Origin of the sequence: Paenibacillus sp. GYB004, from assembly GCF_036577605.1 — a bacterium.
Lineage (GTDB): Bacteria > Bacillota > Bacilli > Paenibacillales > NBRC-103111 > Paenibacillus_AB > Paenibacillus_AB oceani.
The window spans coordinates 399,953-407,053 of the sequence record NZ_JARBDB010000004.1; the positions used below are offsets into that span (position 1 = coordinate 399,953).

The following is a 7,101-nucleotide window of genomic DNA, read 5'->3' on the forward strand; positions in this document are numbered from 1 at the left end:
ACGATAATTGAATTTCATTTATTGGATGCCCCCGAAGGAGGATTCACAACTACGATGAACGATCCGCACAAAGACAACGGCGATTCGTCCGCGGAAGGCGGACGGTCCCATACCGGGCGCGGTCCGGGTTACTCGGAAAGCGCATCCGGAGATCGAGATCATCCGTCGTGGCAGCCGTTTGATCCTTACATGCTGGCGCCCGCGAAACGGAAATGGATCGCCGGCCTGCTCTCGTGCTGCATTCCCGGCACCGGCCACTTTTATCTCGGTCTTATGCAAAAAGGGCTGCTGATTATGCTGCTCATCATTATGGATATTTTCGCGATCGTCCATTTTTCGCTTAATATGTCGAGCATCCCGCTTATTACGCTGCTGGCGCTTTTTTTGCCGATTATTTATTTCTACAGTTTATTCGATGCGCTTCAGTCTACGGACAGATTGAACGCTTACCGGTATACCGCCGCCGCTAAGCCGGGGGAGCCTGCAGTTTTGGACGGACAACCGCAGCCTCCCGGCTCGCGCCCCTATATCGGCTGGCTTCTGGTGGGGGCGGGTGCGCTGTTTTTCGTAGTCAGCGCCAAGCCGGCCTGGATGAACGCGGTCATGGACAAGATGGGTACGCTGATCGGAGGACTCGTTCTGATCGGCATCGGCATCGTCCTGTTTTTGCGTAATGCGAGATCGAAATAGCCAAGCCGGTGTATACATAAAGAAGGGGGACGATCTATGATCCGGGTGGGAAAGGTAACCGCAGGGCTCGTATTGCTCGCCGCCGGCGGGGGACTGCTGGCCGACCGTGTGTGGGATACGAATTATTTGGGCTATGCGTTCGATGCCTGGCCGCTTGTATTCATCCTGCTGGGGCTTGAATACTTATGGGTCAACTTCCGGCATCGCCGGGCCGAACGGGGGCCCCGCCTCGATGTCGGCGGCGTGCTGTTTTCCGTGATCATTGCGGCTGCTATCGCCTTATATTCCCAGCACGGCTGGCCGCCAAGCCAATGGTTCCAAGGCTTTTCCTGGAAATTCGGGTCGGTGATGTCAGGGGAGTTCGGGCACAAGTTCGAGAAAGAGCTGGTTCAGGTGCCTGTAGGCGAACGGACGGAGAAGATTATCATTGAAAATCCGAACGGCAGCGTCATCCTGAAATCGGCGGATACGGATGCGATCCGGATCGATACGACGATATGGGTCGACAAGCTGAACGAAGAAGAGGCTCGCCTCATCGCGGAGGGCTCCAAGCTGGTCGTTAGCGACGGTCCAAGCGTTCGTATCGTGGCGGAAGGCGAGTCGTATTCGGGCTACCGGAAGCCCCGGATGAATCTGGTCGTAACCGTTCCGGCAGACAGGCAAGTCGATATGGAGCTTCAACTGCGCAACGGGAAAGTGCAAGCGGAGAAGCTGCCGATCCGAAGCGAGCTTGTCATCCGCACGACGAACGGTTCGATTCAAGTGGCGGACATCGGAGGAAAGCTAATCGCCGATACGACGAACGGCTCGATTCATGTAAGCGGAATCCGGGGGATGGCGGACCTGGGCACGACAAACGGGGCGGTGACCGCTTTGGATATTTCGGAGGCCGCTGTAATCCGAACGTCCAATTCCGCCGTGACTCTGGAGCGCGTTCGGGGGAAAGCCGAGGTTACGACGACGAACGGTGCGGTCACTGTCGCGGAGCCGGAGCGGGATGTGCGCATCAAGACGACGAACGGCGCTATATCGGTTACCAGCCATACGCTGGGCGGAGATTGGGATTTGAATACGACGAACGGCCGAATCGAGCTGCTCGTGCCGGAGCAGGGGAATTTCGAGGTGGACGGCCAAGGCGGCAAAGCGTCGTCGAATTTGCCGTTAACGATTTCCGACAAAACCGTTCGCGGCCAAGTGGGGTCCGGACAGCATAAAATCCGGCTCGATACGAGCAACGGTACGATTGTTGTGAATCGCGTCGATTGACAAAACAGCTTGTACGAACGTACAATAAGTAGAAAGTCGCACATTTCTATAAATTTTAGAAAAGTCAATGACTTTGTATACATTTGCAATTCCATTTCAACTTCCATGGTGGTGAGGAACATGACGTCCCGATTCGAGCAAGCACTGGACAAATTAAAGACAACCGGAGTTCGGATGACGCCTCAACGTCATGCGATTTTGGCTTACTTGCTGGATACGATGGAGCATCCGACTGCCGACGACATCTACCGTTCGCTGGAAGACCGTTTTCCGAGCATGAGCGTTGCGACCGTATACAATAACCTTAAAGTGTTTATCGAGGCCGGACTCGTACGCGAGCTTACGTATGGCGACGATTCGAGCCGTTTCGACTCCGATATGTCCGACCATTATCACGCGATCTGCGAAGACTGCGGTAAAATCGTCGATTTTGAATATCCGCCGCTGCATGAAGTGGAGTGGAATGCCGCGAAGCAGACGGGTTTTCAAGTAAAAGGGCACCGGATGGAAGTACACGGCATATGTCCGGAGTGCGCGCTCTCTGTCAAACATTAATGAACCCGGAAGCGGTTCGATTCGTCGGTATTTGTAGTATAATGGACGTGTCTGTCGGACACGTCTTTTTTGTTGCAGAGAAAATCGCTCAGCACCATACACATCTCGGGAATTAAAGGAGTGGAACTATGGAATCGTTGACCCCGCCGCCCGCAAAGCGGAAACGTTCGAAACGATGGGGGCGGCTGTTTGGGTTTATCGTTATGGCCGGTATTGCCGGGTTAGCCGGCTATTATTGGTTTCAGACTTATTACCCGAGCAGCGAGCATGTACAGCCGGATTACGGCGGATTGCAGAAGCCGGTGTTTTACCGGGGAGAGATGCTGGAACAGGAGGCGCTTGGCCAGCAGGACGGGCTGAAGCTGCCGTTGTCGTTTATTAAAGATAAAGCTGACCCTTCGATCTTGTACGAAGCCGCCAGCGAGTCGGTCATCATTACGACTAAGGACAAAGTCGTTCGGCTGAAAACGAATGCGTTAACCGCTACGGTGAACGAGAAACCCCAGACGCTGAAGTTTCCGATCGTCAAAAAAGGGGAGGATGTGTACCTACCGATCGACCCGGTTAAACAATATTACGGGCTGGACATCCGGGAATCGGCGGATACGGGTATCGTTTTGGTACATCTTCAGGGAGACAACGTACAGTGGGGCAAGGCGGAGAGCGCTTCGTCCGGCAAAAGTGTTGCGATGCGCAGGGAACCGAACGTCAAATCGCCGATCGTGGCCGAGGTGCAGCAGGGCGAAGAAGTGATGATCTGGTACGAGAAGGACCAGTGGTATTATGTGCAGCGCAAGGACGGAACGGTAGGACATGCCCGCAAAAAAGAGATCGCGCTCGATCGGGTGGAGACGATACCCGCACAGCCGGCTGCTCAAGCGTATATCCCTTGGAAGCCGACGGGGGGCAAAGTGAATATGACCTGGGAACAGGTCGTTACGAAAAATCCCGATACGTCAAAAATCGGACCGATGCCCGGTCTCAACGTAGTCAGCCCCACCTGGTTTCACCTCACGGACGGGGAAGGCAATCTGAAAAACTTGGCGGATGCGTCCTATGTCACTTGGGCGCAGTCGAATAACTATCAGGTTTGGGCGCTGTTCAGCAACGGCTTTGATCCGAAAATTACGACACAAGCGCTGTCCACCTACGACAAGCGGATGAAAATGATCAAGCAGCTGCTGGCGTTCGCTCAGGTGTATAAGATCCAAGGGATTAACATCGACTTTGAAGACGTGTATTTAAAAGACAAGGCCAACCTGACCCAATTCGTCCGGGAAATGACGCCGCTGATGCACGAGCAGGGACTTGTCGTCTCGATCGACGTAACGGCGAAATCGACAAGCGAGAACTGGTCGATGTTCCTGGACCGGGCCGCCTTGGGCGAGACTGTCGACTATATGATGCTGATGGCGTATGACGAGCATTGGGCTTCGAGTCCGGTCGCAGGCTCCGTCGCTTCGCTTCCGTGGGTGGAGAGGTCGCTTGTTCAGATTATGAAGGAGGACAAGGTTCCGGCGTCGAAGATGGTGCTGGGTGTCCCTTATTATACCCGGATCTGGACGGAGCAGACGAAAAACGGCAAAAAGGAAGTTTCGTCCCGCGCCGTATTTATGGATACCGTCAACAAGATCATGCAGGAAAAAGGGCTCAAGCCTACCTTCTCCGCGGAAACCGGACAAAACTATGTGGAGTATACGGAAGACGGCAAGCTGAATCGGATCTGGATCGAAGACGAAATTTCCATGAAGGCGCGCATAGAGCTTGTGAAGAAATACGACTTGGGCGGCGTAGGTTCTTGGCGGAGAGGGTATGAATCGCCAGGCATCTGGAATGTCATTAAAGATACGCTGGAGAAGCGTCCATAGCCCGCAATTGCACTTATTATATGGATAAAGAAAGATTAAAAAGGAGCTGTTTGCCCAGCCATTAACGATGGGGGCAGCCCTGCTTAGAACGGTTTTACCCGAGAAAAAGGACCTCAGTCTTCACGTCATCGTGGAAGCTGAGGTCCTTTGGTTTTGAAAATGAGGGAGCTCCATGTCAGGTGAGCGCTTTTGAGACAAGCCCTTTTTCCTTTGGGTGCGATTATTTACCGGCTGGCTCGCCGGCTGCCTCCGAAGGCGGAGCATACCTGGGGTCGAACGTTAAAACGGTTTTGCAGAACATGCAGCGATCCGTTTTGCCTAACATTTTCGTCGCTTTGCCGCATTCGGGGCACTCCAGGGATACGGCGCTCGTAGATAGCATGCCCGCCCAGAAATAAACGCCCACGCTGCCCAGCATACCGAGCATGCCGATGACCATGAAAATTCCCGCTATTACTTTGCCGACTTGTCCCCAATTGAAAACAACTCCCGCCAATCCGACAATCATAAGCCCCATGCCGCCCATCGTAAGCAGGAGACCCCACAAACGAAATTCGTTTATTTTGCTTGATCTGAAACGCATCGTCGTTCCTCTTCTCTTATTTGATAATTGGTGCGCTTAAAATATGTTCTCCGATCCACCCGCCTCAGGCAGGAAACTGGACACTCGTGTAGAACTATTGGTTTAGAGCCAATTCACTTGCATTGCGAGCTGGAGGGACGAATGGAAACGATCCGGAATTATGTACAAGACCGTTTTGGAACCAATCCTGACACGATAAGCGTTTCTGTTGTTTCGGACTCCCCACCGTTACATGCGGCAGGCGAACATCCGGAAGTCCTTCTGCTAGTCATTACTGAATCCGAACAGACAGGCATCACTACTCATTATATAAAAGACGGTATCCGTATACAAGAACGTTGTCACAATCCCGGAACGTTGGAACGGCTGATTTGGCACGGCGGAAACTACAATATGATCCATTGGATTTTGCAAGGAGAGATTGTCATGGACCGTAATATGTACTTGGAAGGGATGCGCAGCAGATTGTCGGAGTATCCGGAGGAGCTGCGCCGCAAGGAGCTGATCGTCGAGTTCGACCGGTTTTTGAAAAGCTTCGTGCAAAGCAAGCAATATTTGCAGGACGGCCATATGCTCGATGCTTACAGCAACATTCTGGACGCACTCCGCCACTGGGCGCGTATTGCCATTATCGAGGAAGGATATCATCCGGAAGTTCTCGTATGGGCGCAAGTGCGGAGGATCAATCCAGGCGTGTATAAGCTGTATGAGGAATTGACCTGCAATCACGAATCGCTTCAAAAGCGTATCCAGCTGGTCGTTCTTGCCTGCGATTTCTCGGTCATGTCCAAGATGGAGCTTTGTTGTTCGGTGCTGCTCGACGTGCTTCGCAGCCGTGAAGAAGCCTGGAGTCTGCAAGAGCTTATGCAGATTCAGGAGCTTACGGATCTGGAGCTGGATCTGTCCTTATTGCTTGGGAAGCTCGTAAGAAAGTCGCTGATCCGGGAAGTGGTCGAGTCGGAGAACGGCCGCCCATCGTTGCTTCTTCGGTTGAAGTACACCGTTTAACCTTTGCTCACATTGCTGCTATATCCGGTTCGGGACAGCCTTTTTTACTGGGCGGCTCGAGCCGGTTTTTGTTTGGTGTTTTGGCTGGAGAAAAGGAAGGGAGAGTTTTCAGCAAAGCTGAACCCGTCAATAAGCAAGAACAGCTGCCTCTTAGGCAAGGGGCGTTCGCCGTGGCAAAAAAGTCTTCGTTTATCGTTTAGAAGCTTCTTAAATTGTGGCAGCAGGTGAGGCAGGCCGTAGATCGTAATCGCTCGAGCTTGTGTGGCGGTTATGGGCATGAGGGAATCGAGTAAGAGTGGTTTGTACTCTTTATTTTGTCCGAAAATTTGCAAGGACACGGAATAAGAGCGGGTTGAAGCTGCTAAAATCCTGCAAGCTGGCACATAACTCAAGGGATTCCGGACAACCTGTTTAAGCAGAAGAAGGTAACTTTTCACTTGGAATGGCGTGCTAACACTTCTACACAATGAATCGACAGCCTCACCAGCAGCTCTTATTTTGTTAGTTGACTTAGCCCGTACACATCATGTTCCTACTTAGCCGAATACGGAATACGTTTTGCTCGCAAGAAAGCTATCTCTTAACACATGATGGTTTTACCGCGGAAAAGGCTTCGTTTAGAAGCTTTTCTTAACTTAAAGGAACATCGCTCATTCGACAGGTTATTCGGAAAGTTTATTGTTTTCAAACTTTTTTGTAGAGGCTTGACTTTAATTGTCCGAATATGTTAAATTAATTTTCGCCGCTTCAAACGGCAACGAACGCTTCAAACCAAGAAAAACTTTTTTAAAAAAAGTACTTGCAAAGAAGTGGGCGACTGTGATATATTAAAGAGGTCGCCGCAAAACGGATGACAACGAAACGAAAGAACATTTTGTTCCTTGAAAACTGAACAACGAGCGTGCAAGTGACGATCTCGCAAGAGATCAAAACAAGTCGAGCAATCGACACAAGTCAGTACGTTTGAGCAATCAGCTCTAACAATAGCCGGTCTTCGGACAGGCACCTTATTGGAGAGTTTGATCCTGGCTCAGGACGAACGCTGGCGGCGTGCCTAATACATGCAAGTCGAGCGAGTCCTTCGGGGCTAGCGGCGGACGGGTGAGTAACACGTAGGCAACCTGCCTGTAA

At 51.9% G+C, this 7,101-nt stretch carries 6 protein-coding genes and 1 rRNA gene; 6 read left to right on the top strand and 1 reads right to left on the bottom strand.

The window, feature by feature from the left end; genetic code table 11:
• The first annotated feature begins 54 nt into the window (after window positions 1–54).
• The 4 genes from PV433_RS03715 to PV433_RS03730 all read left to right on the top strand — a co-directional run bounded on the left by PV433_RS03715 (window position 55) and on the right by PV433_RS03730 (window position 4,379).
• Window positions 55–690, top strand: coding sequence for a hypothetical protein (locus PV433_RS03715; RefSeq protein WP_332070833.1), 636 nt, complete (start codon window positions 55–57; stop codon window positions 688–690).
• Window positions 691–726: 36 nt separating this feature from the next.
• Window positions 727–1,956, top strand: a complete 1,230-nt coding sequence (locus tag PV433_RS03720) for a DUF4097 family beta strand repeat-containing protein (protein WP_332070834.1) — start codon at window positions 727–729, stop codon at window positions 1,954–1,956.
• Between the two features lie 120 nt (window positions 1,957–2,076).
• Complete coding sequence (perR, locus tag PV433_RS03725) at window positions 2,077–2,511, top strand: peroxide-responsive transcriptional repressor PerR (RefSeq protein WP_190929974.1); 435 nt, start codon at window positions 2,077–2,079, stop codon at window positions 2,509–2,511.
• Between the two features lie 128 nt (window positions 2,512–2,639).
• On the top strand, window positions 2,640–4,379 hold the full coding sequence (locus tag PV433_RS03730) for a glycosyl hydrolase family 18 protein (RefSeq protein WP_332070835.1): 1,740 nt from the start codon (window positions 2,640–2,642) through the stop codon (window positions 4,377–4,379).
• A 220-nt stretch (window positions 4,380–4,599) separates the two neighbouring features.
• Here PV433_RS03730 and PV433_RS03735 read toward each other — a convergent pair whose 3' ends face one another.
• A complete protein-coding gene (locus PV433_RS03735; protein WP_332070836.1) occupies window positions 4,600–4,962 on the bottom strand; it encodes a YgzB family protein in 363 nt (120 codons plus the stop codon).
• Window positions 4,963–5,103: 141 nt separating this feature from the next.
• Between PV433_RS03735 and PV433_RS03740 the strand changes: the two genes are divergently transcribed.
• Window positions 5,104–5,970 (top strand): nucleotidyltransferase-like protein, encoded by an 867-nt coding sequence (locus PV433_RS03740; protein WP_332070837.1) that lies wholly within the window; start codon window positions 5,104–5,106, stop codon window positions 5,968–5,970.
• A 1,007-nt stretch (window positions 5,971–6,977) separates the two neighbouring features.
• Window positions 6,978–7,101: ribosomal RNA gene (locus PV433_RS03745) — 16S ribosomal RNA — on the top strand; the annotation flags it as partial.